The sequence below is a fragment of the Diaphorobacter sp. C33 genome (genome assembly GCF_030503915.1).
In the GTDB taxonomy this organism is placed as follows: Bacteria; Pseudomonadota; Gammaproteobacteria; order Burkholderiales; family Burkholderiaceae_C; genus Diaphorobacter; species Diaphorobacter nitroreducens.
The window spans coordinates 3,360,745-3,380,487 of sequence record NZ_CP129980.1 but is presented as its reverse complement, the minus strand read 5'-3'; the positions used below and the strand labels follow the sequence as shown (position 1 = coordinate 3,380,487).

The 19,743-nt window shown below is 66.2% G+C and carries 22 protein-coding genes and 1 tRNA gene; 8 read left to right on the top strand and 15 right to left on the bottom strand.

Annotated features, from left to right (window positions below; translation table 11 throughout):
* Nucleotides 1–26: 26 nt before the first annotated feature.
* The 3 genes from QY917_RS15965 to QY917_RS15955 all read right to left on the bottom strand — a co-directional run bounded on the left by QY917_RS15965 (nt 27) and on the right by QY917_RS15955 (nt 3,344).
* Nucleotides 27–1,373 (bottom strand): DUF445 domain-containing protein, encoded by a 1,347-nt coding sequence (locus tag QY917_RS15965; protein ID WP_170163335.1) that lies wholly within the window; start codon nt 1,371–1,373, stop codon nt 27–29.
* Nucleotides 1,374–1,452: 79 nt separating this feature from the next.
* Nucleotides 1,453–2,589, bottom strand: a complete 1,137-nt coding sequence (locus QY917_RS15960; RefSeq protein WP_012655458.1) for an aminotransferase class V-fold PLP-dependent enzyme — start codon at nt 2,587–2,589, stop codon at nt 1,453–1,455.
* 38 nt (nt 2,590–2,627) lie between these two features.
* A complete protein-coding gene (locus QY917_RS15955; RefSeq protein ID WP_123674870.1) occupies nt 2,628–3,344 on the bottom strand; it encodes a YggS family pyridoxal phosphate-dependent enzyme in 717 nt (238 codons plus the stop codon).
* Between the two features lie 39 nt (nt 3,345–3,383).
* On the opposite strand from QY917_RS15955, the gene QY917_RS15950 reads away from it, so the two are divergent.
* The 4 genes from QY917_RS15950 to QY917_RS15935 all read left to right on the top strand — a co-directional run bounded on the left by QY917_RS15950 (nt 3,384) and on the right by QY917_RS15935 (nt 7,310).
* Nucleotides 3,384–4,427, top strand: a complete 1,044-nt coding sequence (locus tag QY917_RS15950) for a type IV pilus twitching motility protein PilT (RefSeq protein WP_011803881.1) — start codon at nt 3,384–3,386, stop codon at nt 4,425–4,427.
* A 76-nt stretch (nt 4,428–4,503) separates the two neighbouring features.
* Entirely contained in the window at nt 4,504–5,133 is a 630-nt protein-coding gene (locus tag QY917_RS15945) for a Crp/Fnr family transcriptional regulator (protein ID WP_047350275.1), read from the top strand.
* 46 nt (nt 5,134–5,179) lie between these two features.
* Nucleotides 5,180–6,316: a PilT/PilU family type 4a pilus ATPase gene (locus QY917_RS15940; RefSeq protein ID WP_123674869.1), complete on the top strand. Its 1,137-nt coding sequence runs from the start codon at nt 5,180–5,182 to the stop codon at nt 6,314–6,316.
* 64 nt (nt 6,317–6,380) lie between these two features.
* Nucleotides 6,381–7,310, top strand: coding sequence for an NAD(P)-dependent oxidoreductase (locus tag QY917_RS15935; RefSeq protein WP_123674868.1), 930 nt, complete (start codon nt 6,381–6,383; stop codon nt 7,308–7,310).
* 97 nt (nt 7,311–7,407) lie between these two features.
* On the opposite strand, the gene QY917_RS15930 is transcribed toward QY917_RS15935, so the two are convergent.
* The 3 genes from QY917_RS15930 to QY917_RS15920 are packed head-to-tail and all read right to left on the bottom strand — an operon-like array spanning nt 7,408 to nt 9,129.
* The gene (locus tag QY917_RS15930; RefSeq protein WP_012655453.1) at nt 7,408–8,082 is read right to left on the bottom strand and encodes a BON domain-containing protein; all 675 of its coding nucleotides are present in this window, start codon (nt 8,080–8,082) and stop codon (nt 7,408–7,410) included.
* The gene (locus QY917_RS15925) at nt 8,079–8,672 is read right to left on the bottom strand and encodes an SIS domain-containing protein (protein WP_011803876.1); all 594 of its coding nucleotides are present in this window, start codon (nt 8,670–8,672) and stop codon (nt 8,079–8,081) included. The genes QY917_RS15930 and QY917_RS15925 overlap by 4 nt, the downstream gene beginning before the upstream one ends.
* A 58-nt stretch (nt 8,673–8,730) precedes the next feature.
* A complete protein-coding gene (locus tag QY917_RS15920) occupies nt 8,731–9,129 on the bottom strand; it encodes a YraN family protein (RefSeq protein ID WP_123674867.1) in 399 nt (132 codons plus the stop codon).
* Here QY917_RS15920 and rsmI point away from each other — a divergent pair.
* Nucleotides 9,129–10,067 (top strand): 16S rRNA (cytidine(1402)-2'-O)-methyltransferase, encoded by a 939-nt coding sequence (gene rsmI / locus QY917_RS15915; RefSeq protein ID WP_162844514.1) that lies wholly within the window; start codon nt 9,129–9,131, stop codon nt 10,065–10,067. The genes QY917_RS15920 and rsmI overlap by 1 nt on opposite strands.
* 205 nt (nt 10,068–10,272) lie before the next feature.
* Here rsmI and QY917_RS15910 read toward each other — a convergent pair whose 3' ends face one another.
* Both QY917_RS15910 and QY917_RS15905 read right to left on the bottom strand, forming a co-directional pair.
* Nucleotides 10,273–11,202, bottom strand: coding sequence for a lysylphosphatidylglycerol synthase transmembrane domain-containing protein (locus tag QY917_RS15910; RefSeq protein ID WP_123674866.1), 930 nt, complete (start codon nt 11,200–11,202; stop codon nt 10,273–10,275).
* The gene (locus tag QY917_RS15905; RefSeq protein ID WP_123674865.1) at nt 11,199–12,230 is read right to left on the bottom strand and encodes a glycosyltransferase family 2 protein; all 1,032 of its coding nucleotides are present in this window, start codon (nt 12,228–12,230) and stop codon (nt 11,199–11,201) included. Before QY917_RS15905 ends, QY917_RS15910 begins: the two co-directional genes overlap by 4 nt.
* A 103-nt stretch (nt 12,231–12,333) precedes the next feature.
* Between QY917_RS15905 and QY917_RS15900 the strand changes: the two genes are divergently transcribed.
* The 3 genes from QY917_RS15900 to QY917_RS15890 are packed head-to-tail and all read left to right on the top strand — an operon-like array spanning nt 12,334 to nt 16,195.
* The gene (locus QY917_RS15900) at nt 12,334–13,851 is read left to right on the top strand and encodes a glycosyltransferase family 39 protein (RefSeq protein WP_123674864.1); all 1,518 of its coding nucleotides are present in this window, start codon (nt 12,334–12,336) and stop codon (nt 13,849–13,851) included.
* On the top strand, nt 13,848–14,858 hold the full coding sequence (locus QY917_RS15895; protein WP_123674863.1) for an NAD-dependent epimerase: 1,011 nt from the start codon (nt 13,848–13,850) through the stop codon (nt 14,856–14,858). The genes QY917_RS15900 and QY917_RS15895 overlap by 4 nt, the downstream gene beginning before the upstream one ends.
* A complete protein-coding gene (locus QY917_RS15890; RefSeq protein ID WP_123674862.1) occupies nt 14,855–16,195 on the top strand; it encodes a UDP-glucose/GDP-mannose dehydrogenase family protein in 1,341 nt (446 codons plus the stop codon). Before QY917_RS15895 ends, QY917_RS15890 begins: the two co-directional genes overlap by 4 nt.
* Nucleotides 16,196–16,356: 161 nt before the next feature.
* Here QY917_RS15890 and QY917_RS15885 read toward each other — a convergent pair.
* The 7 genes from QY917_RS15885 to rpmJ all read right to left on the bottom strand — a co-directional run bounded on the left by QY917_RS15885 (nt 16,357) and on the right by rpmJ (nt 19,677).
* Nucleotides 16,357–16,433: transfer RNA gene (locus QY917_RS15885), tRNA-Met, on the bottom strand.
* A 24-nt stretch (nt 16,434–16,457) separates the two neighbouring features.
* Complete coding sequence (gene rplQ / locus QY917_RS15880; protein WP_011803868.1) at nt 16,458–16,847, bottom strand: 50S ribosomal protein L17; 390 nt, start codon at nt 16,845–16,847, stop codon at nt 16,458–16,460.
* Between the two features lie 89 nt (nt 16,848–16,936).
* Nucleotides 16,937–17,929 (bottom strand): DNA-directed RNA polymerase subunit alpha, encoded by a 993-nt coding sequence (gene rpoA / locus QY917_RS15875; RefSeq protein WP_011803867.1) that lies wholly within the window; start codon nt 17,927–17,929, stop codon nt 16,937–16,939.
* 111 nt (nt 17,930–18,040) lie between these two features.
* Nucleotides 18,041–18,664 (bottom strand): 30S ribosomal protein S4, encoded by a 624-nt coding sequence (rpsD, locus tag QY917_RS15870; RefSeq protein ID WP_012655444.1) that lies wholly within the window; start codon nt 18,662–18,664, stop codon nt 18,041–18,043.
* Between the two features lie 88 nt (nt 18,665–18,752).
* Complete coding sequence (rpsK, locus tag QY917_RS15865; protein WP_011803865.1) at nt 18,753–19,157, bottom strand: 30S ribosomal protein S11; 405 nt, start codon at nt 19,155–19,157, stop codon at nt 18,753–18,755.
* A gap of 17 nt (nt 19,158–19,174) precedes the next feature.
* Complete coding sequence (rpsM, locus tag QY917_RS15860) at nt 19,175–19,540, bottom strand: 30S ribosomal protein S13 (protein WP_011803864.1); 366 nt, start codon at nt 19,538–19,540, stop codon at nt 19,175–19,177.
* Nucleotides 19,541–19,563: 23 nt separating this feature from the next.
* The gene (gene rpmJ, locus QY917_RS15855) at nt 19,564–19,677 is read right to left on the bottom strand and encodes a 50S ribosomal protein L36 (RefSeq protein WP_003050535.1); all 114 of its coding nucleotides are present in this window, start codon (nt 19,675–19,677) and stop codon (nt 19,564–19,566) included.
* Nucleotides 19,678–19,743: the final 66 nt, after the last annotated feature.

The window sequence follows — 19,743 nt, the reverse complement described above, 5'->3', positions numbered from 1 at the left end:
GCTAGCAGCTACTAATTAGATAGCACTCACGGCCCGGCCACCGCCGCCCACAACGCGCCCGCGTGCGAGACGGCGAACAGCAGCAGCCCGATGCAGCCGCCCACCACGGTGCCGTTGATGCGGATGTACTGCAGGTCGCTGCCGATGTGCAGTTCCACCAGCCGCGCCATCTCCTGCGCGTCCCAGCGCTGCACCGTAGCGCGGATGTGTTCGGCCACCGACTGCGCCACATCGGGCGCAAAGGTGGCGGCCCACAGTTCCAGGCGCACGTTCAGGCGCACGCGCAGCGCCGCATCACCCGCCAGCGACAGCCCCAGCCACTGCCCCATGTCGGCCACGCGCGCGGACAATGCCGAGTCTTCGTTCATCAGATCGTCGCGCAGCTTCTGGCGCAGGTCGCTCCACAGATCGCGCACATAGCGGCCCAGCACTTCGTCGTTCTGCAGGTAACCGCGCACCTCGTCGCCGCGGCGCGCCCAATCGGGGTCGGTCTGCAGGCGGGCGATGAGGCGCTGCACGGCGCCGTCCAGCGCCTCGCGCAGCTCGTGCTGCGGGTCCTCGGCCACCGCCTTGAGCAGGGTGTCCACGGCGTGCGTGATGGCCGAGGCGCCCTTGCCCGAGAGCCAATCGGTAGGCAGCACCTTCTGCTTGAGCGGATGCTCACGCTTGATCCACTGCAGCAGCGTGTCGGCCACGAAGGCGCGCGTGTCCTCCGATCGCACCATGCCGCCCAGGCGCTCCAGCAGGTCGTCCAGCAGCGCCTGGTGCCGGCCCTGGTAGGTGAGCGCGCCCAGCGCCGACGCCATGGAGCGCGACAGGTCGATCTTGCCCACCAGCGTGCGCGCGGCCTGGCTCAGGAAGGCCTGGATCTTCGCGTCCTCCACCGTGTCCAGCGCGGTCAGCGCCAGCCTGGCCACCTGCCTGCCCAGCAGGCGCGCGTTGGCCGGTGCCGTGAGCCACTGCGCCAGCATGTTGGCCGGATCGTGGCGGCGGATCATGGTCACGAGCGAAGGCGCGTCCAGGAATTTGTCGCGTACGAACACCGCCAGGTTGCCGCCGATGCGGTCCTTGTTGCGCGCAATGATGTCGGTGTGGCGCTGCACCAGTGGCAGCGGGATGCGCCGAAACAGCGCCGACACCGCAAACCAGTCGGCCAAGGCGCCCACCATGGCGGCCTCCGCCACGGCGCGCACGCAGGCCACGCCCAGACTGGGTGGAAAGAAATAGGTCAGCGCAAAGACGACGACCACTGCCAGCAGCAGGCCGGTGGCCTGGCGCTTGGCCCGGGACAGCTGGGAGGCACGGCCCGCGAGCGCGGCCGGCTCGGCCGAAGCCGCGGCCTGCGCACCAGGCTCCAGGGGGGACGCATGCATGCGGGAAAGCATAGCCGCGCACCGCGGCCCACGCCACCCCGCGGTTGTAGGAGATGGACGCTTTTGCGCCACCGGCCAGTCAGCGCGCCGGCGCGACCTGGTCCAGCGCCGCGGCCAGGTGGCCCACCGTGCGGTCCACGTTGTGCCACTTCTCCAGGCCGAACAGGCCCAGGCGGAAGGTCTGGAAGTCCGCACCCTCGCCGCATTGCAGCGGCACGCCCGAGGCGGTCTGCAGCCCCGCCTCGGCGAACTTCTTGCCGCTCTGGATGCCGGGGTCGGTGGTGTAGCTCACCACCACGCCCGGTGCCTCGTAGCCCGCAGCCGCCACACTGGGAAAGCCCCGCGCCTGCAGCAGCGCGCGCACCTTGGCGCCGAGTGCGATCTGCTCGTCGCGCACCTTGGCAAAGCCGTAGTCGCGCGTTTCCAGCATCACGTCGCGCAGGCGCACCAGCGCATCGGTGGGCATGGTGGTGTGGTAGGCGTGCTGCCCCTTCTCGTAGCCCTCGGCGATCTGCATCCACTTCTTGAGGTCGCACGAGAAGCTGGAGCTCTGCGTCTGCTCGATCGCCTCGCGCGCGCGGGCCGACAGCATCACCATGGCGCAGCAGGGCGAGCCGCTCCAGCCCTTTTGCGGCGCGGAGATCAGCACGTCCACACCGGTCTTTTCCATGTCCACCCACATGGCGCCGGAGGCCACGCAGTCCAGCACGAACAGCGCGCCCACCTCGTGCGCGGCGTCGCTCACGGTGCGCAGGTAATCGTCGGGCAGCAGGATGCCACTGGCCGTCTCCACATGCGGGGCGAACACCACCTTCGGCCGCTCGGCGCGGATGGCGGCGGCCACCTCGCTCGCCGGGCAGGGCACCCAGGGCGCCTGTGGACCGTCGCCCTGGCGGCGCGCCTGGCAGACCACGGCACCACCGCCCAGCCCGCCGGCGTCGAAGATCTGGCTCCAGCGGTAGCTGAACCAGCCGTTGCGCACGATGAGCACCTTCTCGCGGTTGGCGAACTGGCGTGCCACGGCCTCCATGCCGAAGGTGCCGCTGCCGGGCACGAGCACCGCCGTGTGCGCGCGGTAGACCTCCTTGAGCGTCGCCAGGATGTCTTGCATCACGCCCACGAAGCGGCGCGACATGTGGTTGAGCGCACGGTCGGTATAGACCACCGAGAATTCGAGCAGGCCATCGGGATCGACATCGGGCAGCAAACCGGGCATGAGGGAATCTCCGTCAAAACTAGATGACGGCCAGCTTATCAGGCCGGGTAGTGGCGCGCACCGAAGATGCCGCTGCCCACGCGCACCATGGTGCTGCCGGCGCGCACCGCGGCCTCCAGGTCGCCGGTCATGCCCAGCGACAGGGTATCGACCGCCTCGAACCCCGGGCCGTCCTGCGCGCGCAGGGTGTCGAACACCTGGCGCACGCGCAGCAGCACGGCCAGTTGCGCGGCCTCGTCGGGCGCCGGGTCGGGGATGCTCATGACGCCGCGCAGCGTGAGCCGCGGCAGCGCTGCCACCGCCTGGGCCAGCGCCAATGCCTCCTCGGCCGGCACACCGGCCTTGGTGGCGCCACCATCCACGTTCACCTGGATACAGACCTGCAGCGCAGGCAGGTTGTCGGGACGTTGGTCGGACAGACGCTGCGCCGTCTTGGGGCGGTCCACCGTGTGCACCCAGTCGAAGTGCTGGGCCACCAGGCGGGTCTTGTTGCTCTGCACCGGGCCGATGCAGTGCCACTCCAGCGGCTGCGGCAGCCCGAGCGCCGCCACCAGAGCCATCTTTTCCACGGCTTCCTGAATGTAGTTTTCGCCAAACCGCCGCTGGCCCGCCAATGCCGCGTCACGCACAGCCTCGGGGCCGAAGGTCTTGGAAACCGCCAGCAGCGCCACGGCATCGGGTGGCCTGCCGGCCGCCGTGCAGGCGCGCGCGATGCGCTCCCGCACATTCTGGAGGTTGCTGGCAATCGTCGTCATAATGTTCGCCCAAGCGTATCAAACGATAAGAGGGAATCCGTGGACATCACCCAATTGCTCGCCTTCAGCGTGAAGAACAAGGCGTCCGACCTGCACCTTTCCGCCGGCCTGCCGCCCATGATCCGGGTCCACGGGGACGTACGCCGCATCAACGTCGATGCACTGGACCACAAGACCGTCCACGCCATGGTGTACGACATCATGAGCGACGCCCAGCGCAAGACCTACGAAGAGTTCCTGGAAGTGGACTTTTCCTTCGAGATCGACGGCCTGGCGCGCTTTCGCGTCAACGCGTTCAACCAGAACCGCGGCGCGGCCGCGGTGTTCCGTACCATTCCGAGCAAGATCCTGACGCTGGAGCAGCTCAACGCGCCCAAGATCTTTGCCGACCTGGCGCTCAAGCCGCGCGGCCTGGTGCTGGTGACGGGCCCCACAGGCTCGGGCAAGTCCACCACCCTGGCGGCCATGGTCAACTACCTCAACGAAAGCGAGTACGGCCACATCCTCACGGTGGAAGACCCGATCGAGTTCGTGCACGAGTCCAAGAAGTGCCTGATCAACCAGCGTGAAGTCGGCCCGATGACGCTGTCGTTCGCGGCCGCGCTGAAGTCCGCCCTGCGCGAAGACCCGGACGCCATCCTGGTGGGCGAAATGCGCGACTTGGAAACCATCCGCCTGGCCATGACCGCCGCGGAAACGGGCCACTTGGTGTTCGGCACGCTGCACACGTCCAGCGCCGCCAAGACCATCGACCGGATCATCGACGTCTTCCCCGCCGAAGAAAAGGAAATGGTGCGCGCGATGTTGTCGGAGTCGCTGCAGGCGGTGATCTCGCAGACGCTGTGCAAGACCAAGGACGGTTCTGGCCGCGTGGCGGCGCACGAGATCATGCTGGGCACGAGCGCCATCCGCAACCTGATCCGCGAGGCCAAGGTGGCGCAGATGTACTCCACCATCCAGACCAGCAACAGCGTGGGCATGCAGACGCTGGACCAGAACCTCTCCGACCTGGTGCGCCGCAACATCATCAGCCCGGCCGAGGCGCGCAGCAAGGCCAAGATTCCCGAGAACTTCCCCGGCTGACCCCCCTCCAAGGCGGGCCCGCACACTTTTTCACTACCAGGCTCGTTGGTACACGAGCCCGCATCGGAGCCCCATCATGAAAGGCATTCTCGGCCTGCTCAAGTCCAAAAACCGCAAGTCCGGCGAGGAGAGCACCGACTCGGTGTTCTTCACCACCGCATTTGCCGGCCAGGGCGTGGAGCAATCACAACTGGTCCCCTGGGAGGCGCGCGCCGTCGAAGTCGATGCCAAGCGCCTGCCCCAAAGCCGTGGCGGCAGGCTGCTGCAATCGCTGTGGAGCAAGGACAAGTACATGGCGCACCTGGACCACGACGCCGTGGAACGCATGGAGCGCTTCTTCGAGTTCGCCTCCGTTGCGCCCAACCGCGACCTGATCCGCCAGGACGAATACGGCAACTTCATGGTCGTGCTGCTCACGGGCACCATCGCCGTGGACCGTGTCCAGCCCTGGGGAGAGCAACTGCGCCTGGCCGAGACGCGGCCCGGCGATATCCTGGGCGAGATGTCGCTGCTGGACAGCGGCATCCGTTTTTCGGCGTGCACCACGCTCACGGAATGCGAGATAGCGGTGCTCAGCGCCGAGGCGCTGGATGAGATGATGGCCCACGACCCGCAACTGGCCGCCAGCCTGGTGGCCCTGCTGGCGCGCAAGCTGTCGCAGCGCCTGCGCGTGGTGAGCGCGCGTCTGAGTGAAAATCAACGCTGAACAGCCCGGCACAACAACACAAGGCTGACGACCAAGGGGGTATGGGATGGAACGGGATCAGGCGAGTAAATTCATCAACGATCTGCTCAAGCTGATGGTCAGCCGCGGGGGGAGCGACCTTTTCATCACGGCGGAGTTTCCGCCGGCGATCAAGGTCGACGGCAAGGTCACCAAGGTCTCTCCCCAGCCTCTGACGCCCAACCACACGCTCACGCTGGCGCGCGCCATCATGAGCGACAAGCAGGTGGCCGACTTCGAGCGCACCAAGGAGTGCAACTTTGCCATCTCGCCTGCGGGCGTGGGCCGGTTCCGCGTGAACGCCTTCATACAGCAGGGCCGCGTGGGCATGGTGCTGCGGACGATTCCGCTCACGCTGCCCACCATCGACGGCCTGGGCGTTCCGCAGGTGCTCAAGGAAGTCACCATGACCAAGCGCGGACTGTGCATCCTGGTCGGCGCGACGGGCTCGGGCAAGTCCACCACGCTGGCCGCCATGCTGGACTGGCGCAACGAGAACTCCTTCGGCCACATCATTACGGTGGAAGACCCGGTGGAATTCGTGCATCCGCACAAGAACTGCGTGATCACGCAGCGCGAGGTGGGCCTGGACACCGTCAGCTGGGAGGCGGCCCTCAAGAACACGCTGCGCCAGGCGCCGGACGTGATCCTGATGGGCGAAATCCGCGACCGCGAGACCATGGAGCACGCCGTGGCGTTTGCCGAAACCGGCCACCTGTGCCTGGCCACGCTGCACGCCAACAGCGCCAACCAGGCACTGGACCGGATCATCAACTTCTTCCCCGAGGAGCGGCGCGCCCAGCTGTTGATGGACCTGTCGCTGAACCTCAAGGCACTGGTCTCGCAGCGCCTGATTCCCAAGCAGGACGGCAAGGGGCGCGCGGCCGCCGTCGAGGTGATGCTGAACACGCCGCTGATCGCCGACCTCATCTTCAAGGGCGAGGTGGCCGAGATCAAGGAAATCATGAAGAAGAGCCGCAACCTGGGCATGCAGACCTTCGACCAGGCACTGTTCGACCTGTTCGAGGCCAACGTGATCAGCTATGAGGATGCCCTGCGCAACGCCGACTCGGTGAACGACCTGCGCTTGCAGATCAAGCTCAGCAGCCAGCGTGCCAAGACGACGGACCTGGCCTCGGGCACCGAGCATTTCGCCATCGTCTGATACCCACACACTCGCCCCACCCGGCCCGCCCCTGCGGGCCTCTCTTTTTGACGGAGCCCAACCCATGAGCAGCAGCATCAATCCCCGCACCTACGATCCGGTCCCCGCACGCCGCGTGGCCTTCCTGGGCTTGGGCGTCATGGGCTACCCGATGGCGGGGCACTTGGCATCGGCGGGCCATACCGTGACGGTGTACAACCGTACCGCTACGAAATCAGAAGCATGGTGCGCTGAATTCAAGGGCGTTACAACCGTAAAACATGCCAAGACGCCGCGCGAGGCCGCACAAGGCGCGGACATCGTGTTTTGCTGCGTGGGCAATGACGACGACCTGCGCTCCGTGGTGCTCGGGGCCGACGGCGCGTTCGCCGGCATGCAGCAGGGTGCGGTCTTCGTGGACCACACCACGGCATCCGCGGCGGTGGCGCGCGAACTCTATGGCGCCGCCCGCACGCTGGGCCTGCAGTTCATCGACGCGCCGGTCTCCGGCGGGCAGGCCGGCGCGCAAAACGGGCAACTGACCGTGATGTGCGGCGGCGACGCTGCAGCCTTCGATGCCGTACGCCCCACGGCGATGGCCTTCTCGCGCGCGTTCACCCGTATTGGCGACAGCGGCGCCGGCCAACTGGCCAAGATGGTCAACCAGATCTGCATTGCCGGCCTGGTGCAGGGTCTGTCCGAGGCGATCGCCTTCGGCCAGCACGCGGGCCTGGACATGCCGCTGGTGCTCGACGTGATCGGCAAGGGCGCTGCCCAGAGCTGGCAGATGGACAACCGCGGCAAGACCATGGTGGAGGGCCGTTTTGACTTCGGCTTTGCCGTGGACTGGATGCGCAAGGACCTGGGGCTGGTGCTCGACGAAGCCAAGCGCAACGGTGCGCGTCTGCCGGTCACGGCGCTGGTGGACCAGTTCTATGCCGACGTGCAGCTTGCCGGCGGCAACCGCTGGGACACGTCCAGCCTGATCACCCGCCTAGCGCCCAAAAAAGACTGAGGCCCCAGGCGCACTGCCCGCGCAGGGCGGGCAGTGGTTCAATCACCTGTCACAAGGCGCGGATGGTGCCGACTTGGTCGGCGCGAGCAGCCCGTGCTCAGGGCTTGACTGGCTGCGCCGCCGCGGCGGGGTCCTGCGAGACGGGCGCGGGCTGCTGCGCCGCGCCACCGCGGATCAGTTCCTCTTCGGAGATCACCTCGAACACGCGCACGACCTTGCGTACGCCATCCACGCCGCGCGCGATCTCCGCGGAGCGCTTGGCTTCGCGCTGCGTGACACGGCCCATCAGGTACACCACGTCGCGCTCGGTGACGACCTTGAACGCATTGGCAGACAGGTCCTTAGCGTCCACGAGGCTCGCGCGCACCTTGGTCGAGATGAAGGCGTCGCGCGAGCGCTGCGTCAGCGAGGACGCGGGCATCACGCCCAGGTCGTTGACCACCGAGCGCACGTTGTCCACGCCTTGCGCGATCTGCTCCACCTTCTGGCCGTCGGCGGCCGTGGGCACTTCGCCCGTCAGCAGCACCTGGCGGTTGTAGCTGGTCACGTTCACGTGCACGCGGTCGCCCAGGGTCTCACGGATGCGGCTGGCGGTGCGCATCTCGATGCCTTCGTCCTCCACCTGGGTGCCGGTGGTGCGCCGGTCGGTCGCCATCAGGGTGCCGACCACGGCACCGCCGCCGATGACCAGCGGCGCGCAGCCGGCGAGGCTGCCGGCCAGGGCCGCGGCCGCGAGCGCGGCGCTAGAAATTCGCAGCAGGGGAAATGTCATAGAGGAATCTCCTGTTCTCCAAGTAACTGGGCGTCCACGCCGTCGCACAGGCAGTGCAGCACCAGCGCATGCACCTCGCGCACACGGGCGGCTCGGTCGTGCGGCACGCAGATCTGGACATCGGTCTCGTGCAGCAGCGCGCCCAACGCCCCGCCGTCGCGGCCACACAGGGCGACCACGGTCATGTCCCGCTCATGGGCGGCCTGCACGGCCTGCAGCAGGGCTGGCTCGTTGCCGCCGATGGTGATGACCAGCAGCAGATCTCCTGCCTGCCCCAGGGCACGCACCTGGCGCGCCAGCACGGCGCTGTCCGCTACGGCGCTGGTGCCGGTGGCCAGGGCATCGGGCAGCAGGGCCAGCGCCGCCAGTTCGGGCCGATCGCGCTCGAAACCGGCCACGCAAAAGGCCGCGAACTGCAGGGCCTGCGCGGACGAAGGGCCGCTACCGCAGGCCAGCACCTTGGCGCCGTTGGTCACACAGGCCCAGATGGCCTGCACGGCTGCGCTGATGGGATGGCTGAGCGCCTGGGCCGACTGGTATTTCAGGTCGGCGCTGTCGATGAAATGCTGTTGGATGCGTTGCTCAAGCATGGGCCGTGAATGATACCTGGGGGTATCGCGGCGCCTGTAGCAAACGGTAGGCCGCGCGCTACGCGGCGTCGAATGCGCCGCGCAGCCACTGCAGCCGGTCGCCCTCGATGAGCACCGCATCGAAGCGGCACGGCGGCGGTGCGGGCCAGCGCAGCAGGTAGTGCTGCGCGGCAAAGACGATGCGCCGCTGCTTGGCCACGCCGATGCTGCCGCCCGCGCCGCCGTAGCCGCTGGCGGCGCGGCTGCGCACCTCCACGAACACCAGCGTGCCGTCGCGCTCGCGCAGGATCAGGTCGATCTCTCCGCCGCCGCGCCCCGGCGTCCGATAATTGCGCTCCACCAGCGCCAGGCCCGCCGCCGTGAGATGGGCCAGCGCGCGGTCTTCCCCCGCCTGCCCCGCGGCGCGCGTGGTGCGCGCGGGCGCACTGCCATTCACCTTCTTGCCGAGGAATCCCATTGAGCGCCTCTTTTGCCTCTGCCTTGAGCGCCGCGCGCGATGCGGCGGCCGCGCAGCATTATCCGCAGGGCGCCCTGTACGTGGTCGCCACGCCCATCGGCAACCTGGCCGACATCACACTGCGTGCGCTGCACGTGCTGCAACTGGCCGACACGCTGGCGTGCGAGGACACGCGCCACACCCAGTCGCTGCTGCGCGCCTACGGCATCGACAAGCCCTCCGACCGCCTGCTGGCGCTGCACCAGCACAACGAGGCGCAGGCCGCGCAGATGGTGGTGCAGCAACTGCAGGCCGGCCAGCGCGTGGCATACGTGAGCGACGCCGGCACGCCCGGGGTGAGTGATCCCGGCGCGCGCCTGGTGGCGGCCGTGCAGGCCGCGGGGCTGCGCTGCATTCCCTTGCCAGGGGCCAGCAGCGTGACGAGCGCGCTGAGCGTCGCGGGCGCGGTGGCCCCCACCGCCGACAGCGGCGGCTTCCTGTTCGCGGGCTTTCTTCCGCCCAAGGGCGCCGAACGCGCGGCCGCGGTGCAGCGCCTGGCGGCCGAGCCGCGCTGCGTGGTACTGCTGGAGGCGCCGCACCGCATCGCTGCGCTGGCCGACACACTGGCGGACCTGGGCGAGCGGCCGGTGACGCTCGCACGCGAACTCACCAAGCAGTTCGAGGAAGTCTCCACGCATCCCGCGCGGGAGCTGGCCGCGTGGCTGGCCGGCGCTCCCCAGCGGGTCAAGGGCGAGTTCGTGGTGCTGCTGCACCCGTTGGCGGCCACGCAGGGCGACGGCGCGGAGGCCGAGCGCGTGCTGCGCCTGCTGCTGGACGAGCTGCCGACCAAGACCGCGGTGAAACTGGCGGCCGACATCGCGCACGCCTCGCGCAACACGCTGTACGAGCGCGCGCTGCAGATCAAGCGGGACGCAGAGACTGCGGGCGAACACGGCTGAATCGCGCCGGCGCCCCGGCGCCGGCAGCGCCAGCGCCCCATCCGACCGGCATGCACGGGCACGGCGCCGCTGCATGGTCGGCGCGGGCACGCCCTTCATTTCAAGCCCAATTGACCTCCAGCGCTTATCCATCAAGCGCAAGGTGCTATCAACTTGATAAAAGTACACCAATGATGGCCAGGCCATCGCGGGCCAGCGCCCGGGCCTACCGCCCCGCGCTGCGCGGCAGGCCGAACGCCAGCGCCCCCAGCGCGCCCTGCGCCAGGCCGTAGACGCCATAGACCACGCCCACGCCCACGGCGGCGGACGCGGCCACGCCGAAGGGGGCCAGCGCGGCCACGGCGGCCGCCTCGCGCGTGCCCCAGCCGCCCACGCTCACCGGCAGCGCCGCCATCAGGAACACGGGCGCGATCGCCCAGGCCCACACGCTGGCCGGCAGCGCCACACCCAGTGCCAGCCCGCCCCCCGCCAGCGCCGCGGCCGACAGCAGCTGCACCGCCGCCGATGCCCCGGCCTGCCAGACCAGTTGACGCAGGAAGTCGGGGCGCGTTGCGGCTTCACGCAGCGGCGCGAGCCAGCCGCCCGCAAACCGGCGGCTGCGCAGCAGCGCAGGCAGGCACCACGGCAGCGCCAGCCACAGCAGCGTGCCCACAAACATCAGCGCGATGAAAAGTCCCCTTGGCAACCGCAGCCAGGGCGCCAGCACGTCGGCACAGGCGGCAGCGCCCAGGCCGCCGATGGCGCACAGCATCCACAGGCCACTCAGCCGGTCCAGCACCACCGACCAACTGGAGGCCGCCGTGTCCTGACCGGTACCACGCAGTACCACGGCGCGGTACACGTCGCCCCCCACCACGGCCCCCGGCAGCAACGCATTCAGGCCGATGGCCTGGAAGTACCAGCGGCAGGCATCGCGCGCGCTCGCGTCGGCGCCCAGCCACCGCGCCAATGCCCGCCAGCGCAGCGCCGAGACGAGGTTGGAAGCGATGCCCGCCAGCAGCCCCGCCAGCAGCCACACTGGCTGGGCCTGGCGCAGTTGGCCCCACACGCGGGACGGATCGGCCAGCGCCACCACCGCGCCCAGCAGGGCCAGGCCCACCAGGCCGCGCAGCAGGGCCTTGAACGGACGTTTCACGCTATCTTATTAGTAGCTGCTTGCGCTTGCTGGTCGCGCGCCGCAGGCATATTTACTCTTGAATCCGGCACATATTCCTGCGCATGGAACTGCGGTGCCCCGCCGGCCTCGTGGTAGATGCGCATCAGCAGCTCGCCGATCAGGCCCGCCACCACCATCTGCACGCCCATCAGCACCAGCATGACGCCGGCAAGCAGCAGCGGCCGGCCGCCGATGTCCTCGCCCAGCACTTTCTGCAGCAGCAGCCAGGCCAGGATCAGCACCCCCGGCGCAGCCAGCCACAGCCCCAGCCCGCCGAAGGCATGCAACGGGCGCTGGCGGTAGCGCATGAAGAAGACGATGAGGATCAGGTCCAGGATGACGCGGAAGGTGCGGTCGATGCCGTACTTGGACACGCCGCGGGTGCGCGCATGGTGGCGCACCGGCACTTCCGTGATGCGCGCGCCCGCCTCCTTGGCCAGCGACGGGATGAAGCGGTGCAGCTCGCCGTAGAGGCGGATACGGTCGATGATGGGCCGGCGATAGGCCTTGAGCGCGCAGCCGTAGTCGTGCAGGTGCACGCCCGTGGCGCTGGAGATCAGCCGGTTGGCGATGCGCGAGGGCAGCTTGCGCGACAGCTCCGCGTCCTGCCGGTCCTTGCGCCAGCCGCTGACCATGTCCACGCTGGAGTCGTTCTCCAGGCGCTCCAGCAGCAGCGGAATGTCGCCGGGTTCGTTCTGCAGGTCGGCATCCAGCGTCACCACATAGCGGCCGCGCACGCGATCGAAACCCGCCTGCAGGGCGCTCGACTGGCCGTAGTTGCGTGCCAAGAACACCGGGCGCAACCAGGGGCGCGTGGCCGCCAGTTCACGCAGCGTGTCGGCGCTGCCGTCGCGCGAGCCGTCGTCCACCGCGAGCAATTCGAAGCTGAGCGGCTGCGCAGACATCGCCTGCGCGATGCGCTCCACGAGGTCGGGCAGGTTCTCGACCTCGTTGTAGATCGGCACCACGATGGAGACGTCGGGCGCTGGAGTAGGGGCGGTGTTCATCAAGGAAACAGTTGTAGCGGGATAATGGCTGCGATTGTGCCTCGCGCGCCCCGCGCGTTCGCGCCCGCCGGACGCACACGGTGCGCTACTTTCCCCTTGCCCCATGACCGCCTCCACCGCGCCCCGCGCGCTTTCGTCCCGCCTTCCCTGGACCCACCCGCTGTTCTGGTTCGCGGCCATCTCGCTGGCGCACGTGGCCATGCGCCTGCTTGCGTCGCCCGCGCTGAAGTGGGATGAGGCCGAGCAGATTCTGTGGACCCAGGAGCTGGCACTGGGCTACGGCCCGCAGCCGCCGCTGTACACCTGGCTGCAATGGGCGATGAACCAGGTGTTCGGCCCCAGCGTGCTGGCGCTGTCGCTGCTCAAGCATGGGCTGCTGGCACTGACGTATTCGCTCATGTACCTGGCCGGGCGGGAACTGCTGGACGAGCGGGGGGCCTTCTGGGCGTCGGCCAGCATGGTGCTGATGCCCGCGCTGGGCTGGTATTCGGTCCGCGACCAGACCCATACCATTCTGGTCACGGCGATGGCCTGTGGCGCGTGGTGGCTGCTGCTGCGCATCGTGCGGCGCCCCCGGCCGCTGGACTTTGCCTTGCTGGGGCTGGTGTGCGGCTTCGGCATGCTGGGCAAGTACAGCTTCGCGTTGGTGGCGGGCGCCATGCTGCTGGCGGCACTGTCGGTACCCGAGGCGCGCCGCGCGCTGCTGTCGCGCGGCTGGTGGTGGGCGCCCCTGGTGGGCCTGCTGGTCGTGCTGCCGCATGCGGCATGGCTGCTGTCGCACCTCACCGAGGCGACGTCCGGCACCATCAGCAAGATGAACATCCAGCCTGAAAACGGGCTGGTCAAGGGCCTGCTGAGGCTGCTGGAGGGTGTGGTCCCCAGCACGCTGCTGCTGTGGGCGCTGTTCGCGTTGTGGGCTTTCCGTTCGGCCTGGTGGCAGCGGCCGCTGGCGCCGGTGTCGCCGCCGATGCACCGCGTGTTCGTGCGCTACCTGGGCCTGGTGTTGCTGGCGCTGGCCGGCATGGTGGTGTTTGCAGGCGTGAGCAACTTCAAGGGCCGCTGGATACTTCCACTGCTGTGTATGGCACCCCTGGCCGCCTTCTCTGCGCGGCCCGAGTTGCAACACCACCCGCGTGCACGGCGCTACACGATCGCCGTGGCCACGATGGCCGTCATCCTGCTGGTCGCTGCCGGCATACGCCCCTGGTTCAGCGGGCTGCGCGGCGAGGTGGATGAGCTGAACCACCCGTCCATCGAACTGGCGGACGCCCTGCGCGCCGCGGGCTATGACGGCACCAGCCCCATCGTCGCGTCCGACCATATGCTGGCCGGCATGCTGCGGGTGCGCTTTCCCGACGCACTGGTGGACGCCTGTGCGCCGGGCGAAGACGAGATCCCGACCTGTGTCGCCGACCATTTGCGCCGCAGCGTGCAGCGGGGGCAAGGCCTGCTCTTGATTTCACGCACCGACTACGTTCCGTCGAGCTGGTGGGATCAGGCCCAGGCCCGCATCGCGCCGCGTGCGCTGCAGTCCATCCACCTGCCATTCCACATGGTGCGCGCGGGCACACCCCAGGCCCATTACGAATACATCTGGAGCCCACGCGGCACACAACCATGAGCGTCACCCTGGTCACCGGCTGCGCCGGCTTCATCGGCATGCATTGCGCGCAGCGGCTGCTGGAGCGCGGCGAACGGGTGGTGGGCATCGATAACCTCAATGCCTACTATGACGTCGGCCTGAAGCACGCGCGCCTGGGCCGCTTGCACGGTCAGGGCGAATTCACTTTCGAGCAGATCGATGTCGCCGACCGCGACGCCATGCATGCGCTGTTTGCGCGGGTGCGTCCCCATCGGGTGTTGCATCTGGCGGCACAGGCCGGCGTGCGCTACTCCATCGACCAACCCGACGATTACACCGACTCCAATCTCCTGGGCTTCGGCAACATCCTGCAGGGCTGCCGCGCACAGCAGGTGGAGCACCTGGTGTTTGCCAGCAGCTCCAGCGTGTACGGAGGCAACGCGAAGTTGCCGTTCTCCGAGCGCGACGCGGTGGACCATCCCGTCAGCTACTACGCGGCGACCAAGAAGGCCAATGAGGTCATGGCGCATGCCTACGCGCACCTGTACGGCATTCCGACCACGGGCCTGCGGTTTTTCACGGTGTATGGGCCATGGGGGCGGCCCGACATGGCGCTCTTCAAGTTCACCCGCGCCATGCTTGCGGGCGAGACGATCGACGTCTACGGCGAAGGTCAGTTGGTGCGTGACTTCACCTACATCGACGACATCGTCGAGGGCGTATTACGCGTACTCGACAAGCCCGCCACACCCGACGCCGCATTCGATCCACTGTCGCCGTCGCCCGGCTCGAGCCTCGCGCCCTACCGTATCTTCAATATCGGCAACAGCGCTCCTACGCTGCTCATGGACTACATCCATGCGCTGGAGGAGGCGTTGGGGATGGTCGCCCTCAAGCGCATGCTTCCACTACAACCCGGCGACATGCACAGCACGGCGGCCGACATGTCGGCGCTGGCTTCCTGGGTCGGCTTTGCCCCCCATACGCCCGTGCGGGACGGCGTGGCGCGCTTCGTCCACTGGTACAAGGACTTCTACCCATCATGAAAGTTACGGTTTTTGGCACCGGCTATGTCGGCCTGGTGCAGGGTGCAGTGCTGGCCGACGTCGGCCACGATGTGATCTGCGTGGACGTCGATGCCGCCAAGGTGGCCGCGCTGCAGGCGGGCCATATCCCCATCCACGAGCCGGGGCTGGAGCCCCTGGTGCAGGCCAACCAGGCGGCAGGCCGCCTGCGCTTCACTACTGACGCCGCTCAGGGCGTGGCCCATGGGGAGCTGATCTTTCTCGCCGTCGGCACCCCGCCCGATGAGGACGGCAGCGCTGATCTGCAGCATGTGTTGGCCGTCGCGCGCACCATCGCGACGCACATGACCGAGCCGAAGACCATCGTCAATAAATCCACCGTCCCCGTGGGCACGGCCGACAAGGTCGCCGATACCGTACGCAAGGTGCTGGAGACGCGGGGCGTGGCCTTGGCATTCGAGGTGGTGTCCAACCCCGAATTCCTCAAGGAAGGTGCTGCCGTCGCCGATTGCAAGCGGCCCGACCGTATCGTCATCGGTACACGCGCACCCCAGGCCGAGCGCCAATTGCGCGAGCTGTATGCGCCTTTCAATCGCAACCACGACCGCATCGTGATGATGGATGTGCGCAGCGCCGAACTGACGAAGTACGCCGCCAACGCCATGCTGGCCACCAAGATCAGCTTCATCAATGAAATGGCCAACCTGGCCGAGCAACTGGGTGCGGACATCGAAGACGTGCGCCGCGGGCTCGGAAGTGACCCGCGCATTGGCTACCACTTCATCTATCCCGGCGTGGGTTACGGCGGGAGCTGCTTTCCCAAGGACGTCAAGGCCCTCATCCACACGGCCCAGTCCATTGGCTTCACCCCCGATCTGCTACTGGCCGTCGAAAGCCGCAATGACGCGCAACGGCAGTTGCTGGCGCGGCGCATCATTGCGCACTACGGCGGCAACCTGCGCGGCAAGACCATCGCGGTCTGGGGGCTGGCCTTCAAGCCGGAAACCGATGACATGCGCGAAGCGCCCAGCCGTTACCTCCTACAGAGCCTGTGGGCAGCAGGCGCCCAGGTGCGCGCCCACGACCCGGCCGCCATGGACGAGGCCCGGCGCATTTTTGGAGAACGTGACGACCTGGTGCTGTGCGGCAGTCCCACCGAGGCATTGGAAGGAGCGGACGCGTTGGCCATCGTGACGGAATGGAAAATTTTCCGCGTGCCCGACTTTGCGCAGATGGCCCATGCACTCCACGACCGTATGGTCTTTGACGGGCGTAACCTCTATGACCCCGAGACCATTACGCGCTTCGGCCTCGGGTACGTATCGATAGGACGCGCGCCAGCCGTCGGCAGGTCCTGAAACACAACCTCCTGAAACACAACCACGTGGGGGACCTAAGACAACAGAGGGCCGTTTCCGTCCGCCCTCGGGTCCCGCGCGCCGCAGATTCAAGAAGCGGAGCAGCCTGAACAAAAACAAAAAGGCCCACCGAGGTGGGCCTTTTTTTGACTGCCAGAATTTGGTTGCGCGAGAAGGATTTGAACCTCCGACCTTTGGGTTATGAGCCCAACGAGCTACCAGACTGCTCCATCGCGCGGTAGACAGAAATTATAACCTATATTTAAGCTTCCGTGGAAGAAACTTCAGGCGTCTCAGCACGATCAACCAGTTCGACGTACGCCATGGGCGCGTTGTCGCCCACCCGGAAGCCCATCTTCAGAATGCGGGTGTAGCCGCCGGGACGCGTCTTGAAACGCGGACCCAGGTCGTTGAACAGCTTCGTCACGCTGTCACGATCACGCAGGCGATTGAAAGCCAGGCGGCGATTCGCAACGGAATCTTCCTTGGCCAGAGTGATCATGGGCTCGATCACGCGGCGCAGTTCCTTGGCCTTGGGCAATGTGGTCTTGATGGCCTCATGCTCGATGAGCGAGTTCATCATGTTCTGCAGCATCGCGAGGCGGTGCGAGCTGGTGCGATTGAGTTTACGGAGACCGTGTCCGTGGCGCATGGTGCTTTCCTTTGATGTAATTAAATCGGGCAGCCGTATCAGGTACTGCCCGAGGCACTGGCTCTTTTCAGAGATCTTTAAATTATAACTTAACGCTTGTCGAGCCCTGCCGGAGGCCAGTTCTCGAGCTTCATACCCAGGGTCAGGCCGCGCGAAGCGAGCACTTCCTTGATCTCGTTGAGCGACTTGCGACCCAGGTTTGGCGTCTTCAGCAGTTCATTCTCGGTTCGCTGAATCAGATCACCGATGTAATAGATGTTCTCCGCCTTGAGGCAGTTGGCGGAGCGCACGGTGAGTTCCAGTTCGTCCACAGGACGCAGCAGGATCGGATCGAAGGTCGCAGCGCCGCGAGAGCTTGCCGGCGCATCGAAAGCTGCCAATTCACCGCCTTCCAGCTGCGCGAATACTGCCAACTGTTCCACCAGAATCTTGGCGGAAGCGCGGACCGCGTCCTCGGCAGTAATAGCGCCGTTGGTTTCGATCTCGACGACGAGCTTGTCCAGGTCCGTGCGCTGTTCCACACGCGCGCTCTCAACGGTATAGCTCACGCGTTTCACCGGCGAGAAGGAAGCATCCAGCACGATACGGCCAATGGACTTCGTCGCCTCGTCCGCGTAGCGGCGCAGGTTGCCGGGCACGTAGCCGCGGCCCTTCTCCACCTTGATCTGCATGTCCAGCTTGCCGCCCGCAGACAGCGTGGCAATGACGTGCTCGGGGTTCACGATTTCAACGTCGTGCGGCGTCTGGATGTCGCGCGCCGTGACGACGCCTTCGCCATCCTTGCGCAGGCTCAGCGTGACTTCGTCACGGTTGTGCAGCTTGAACACCACCCCCTTGAGGTTCAGCAGGATGTTGACCACATCCTCCTGAACGCCGTCAATGGACGAGTATTCGTGCAAGACACCGGCAATCGTCACCTCCGTTGCTGCGTAACCCACCATGGAAGAGAGCAGTACACGGCGAATGGCATTGCCCAGCGTGTGCCCGTAACCGCGCTCAAAAGGCTCCAACGCCACCTTGGCACGGTTGGGGCCAAGTTGCTCGACATTGATTGCCTTGGGTTTCAGCAAATTGGTTTGCATGCAGACTTCCTCTCAATACCCCCAGCTCGTTACACCGGTAAGGCTGGTGAAGCGCCTAAACCGCGATGCCTCGCGGTTCAGGGACGATTTCGGCTAACTTAAAGCTATGGTTTAACGCGAGTACAACTCAACGATCAGGGATTCGTTGATGTCTGCACCGAACTCATCGCGATCCGGGACCTTCTTGAAGGTACCTTCTACCTTGTCGGCATTCACTTCGACCCAAACGGGCATGCCCACCTGCTGCGCCAATTGCAAGGCTTCAACAATACGTGCTTGCTTCTTGGATTTTTCGCGTACCGCAACCACGTCGCCGGCCTTGACCAGATAGGATGCGATGTTGACGCTTTGACCATTCACAGTGATGGCCTTGTGGGACACGAGCTGACGCGCTTCGGCACGGGTCGAGCCGAAGCCCATGCGGTACACCACGTTATCCAGGCGGCACTCGAGCAGGCCGAGCAAATTAGCGCCCGTATTGCCCTTGAGGCGTTCAGCGGCCTCGAAATAGCGGCGGAATTGCTTTTCCAGCACGCCATACATGCGCTTGACTTTCTGCTTTTCGCGCAGTTGCAGACCATAGTCTGACGTGCGTGCGCCAGAAGTACGGCCATGCTGGCCTGGCTTCGAATCAAACTTGGCCTTGTCCGCGATAGAGCGGCGTGCGCTCTTCAGGAACAGGTCGGTGCCTTCGCGGCGGGAGAGTTTGGCCTTAGGGCCGAGATAACGTGCCACTTTTTATATCCTTGAATCGACTGCCGCAGCGGACTGCGGGAGCCACCATCGCGCCAGGCGATCGGTGGCGGTGGGCTTATGAAACCAATTAAATACGGCGACGTTTCTGGGGACGGCAACCGTTGTGGGGCACAGGCGTCACATCCGAGATGGAGGTGATGCGGATGCCGAGAGCGCCCAGCGCGCGCACCGAGGATTCGCGGCCAGGACCGGGACCCTTGATTTCGACATCGAGGTTCTTGATGCCTTGTTCAATGGCTGCGCGACCGGCCACTTCCGATGCCACCTGAGCAGCAAAAGGAGTCGACTTGCGCGAACCCTTGAAACCCTGGCCACCAGAAGACGCCCAGGACAGAGCATTGCCTTGGCGATCGGTGATCGTAATGATCGTGTTGTTGAAGGAGGCGTGCACGTGGGCGATGCCGTCCGAAATGTTCTTGCGAACCTTCTTGCGCACACGTTGCGCGGCGTTATTGGCAGGAGATTTAGCCATAGTGATCTTTCAGAATCTTACTTCTTCAGTGCCGCTGCACCCTTGCGCGGGCCCTTGCGGGTGCGTGCGTTGGTGCGCGTGCGCTGACCACGCATCGGCAGACCGCGACGATGACGGAAACCGCGATAGCAACCAATATCCATCAGTCGCTTGATGTTCATCGTGGTCTCACGGCGCAGGTCACCTTCGATGGTGAACTGAGCGATCTGGTCGCGAATCTTCTCCAGATCGGCATCGGTCAATTCCTTGACCTTCTTGGAATAAGCAATTCCGCATGCCTCGCAAATCTTGCGAGCACGGGTACGCCCGATCCCGTAGATGGCCGTCAGGCCAATCTCGGTGTGCTGATGGGGCGGGATATTGATACCAGCAATACGTGCCATGTTCGTCCTCTAATACTTCCCAATCAACCTTGGCGCTGCTTATGGCGCTGATCCGTGCAGATCACGCGCACAACGCCCTTGCGGCGGATGATTTTGCAGTTACGGCAAATTTTCTTGACCGAAGCCGAAACCCTCATTGCATTCTCCTAAACTTGTCCAATCGTTCCGGCCCAGTGCGCGGAACACAAAATAAGTGCCCGCGA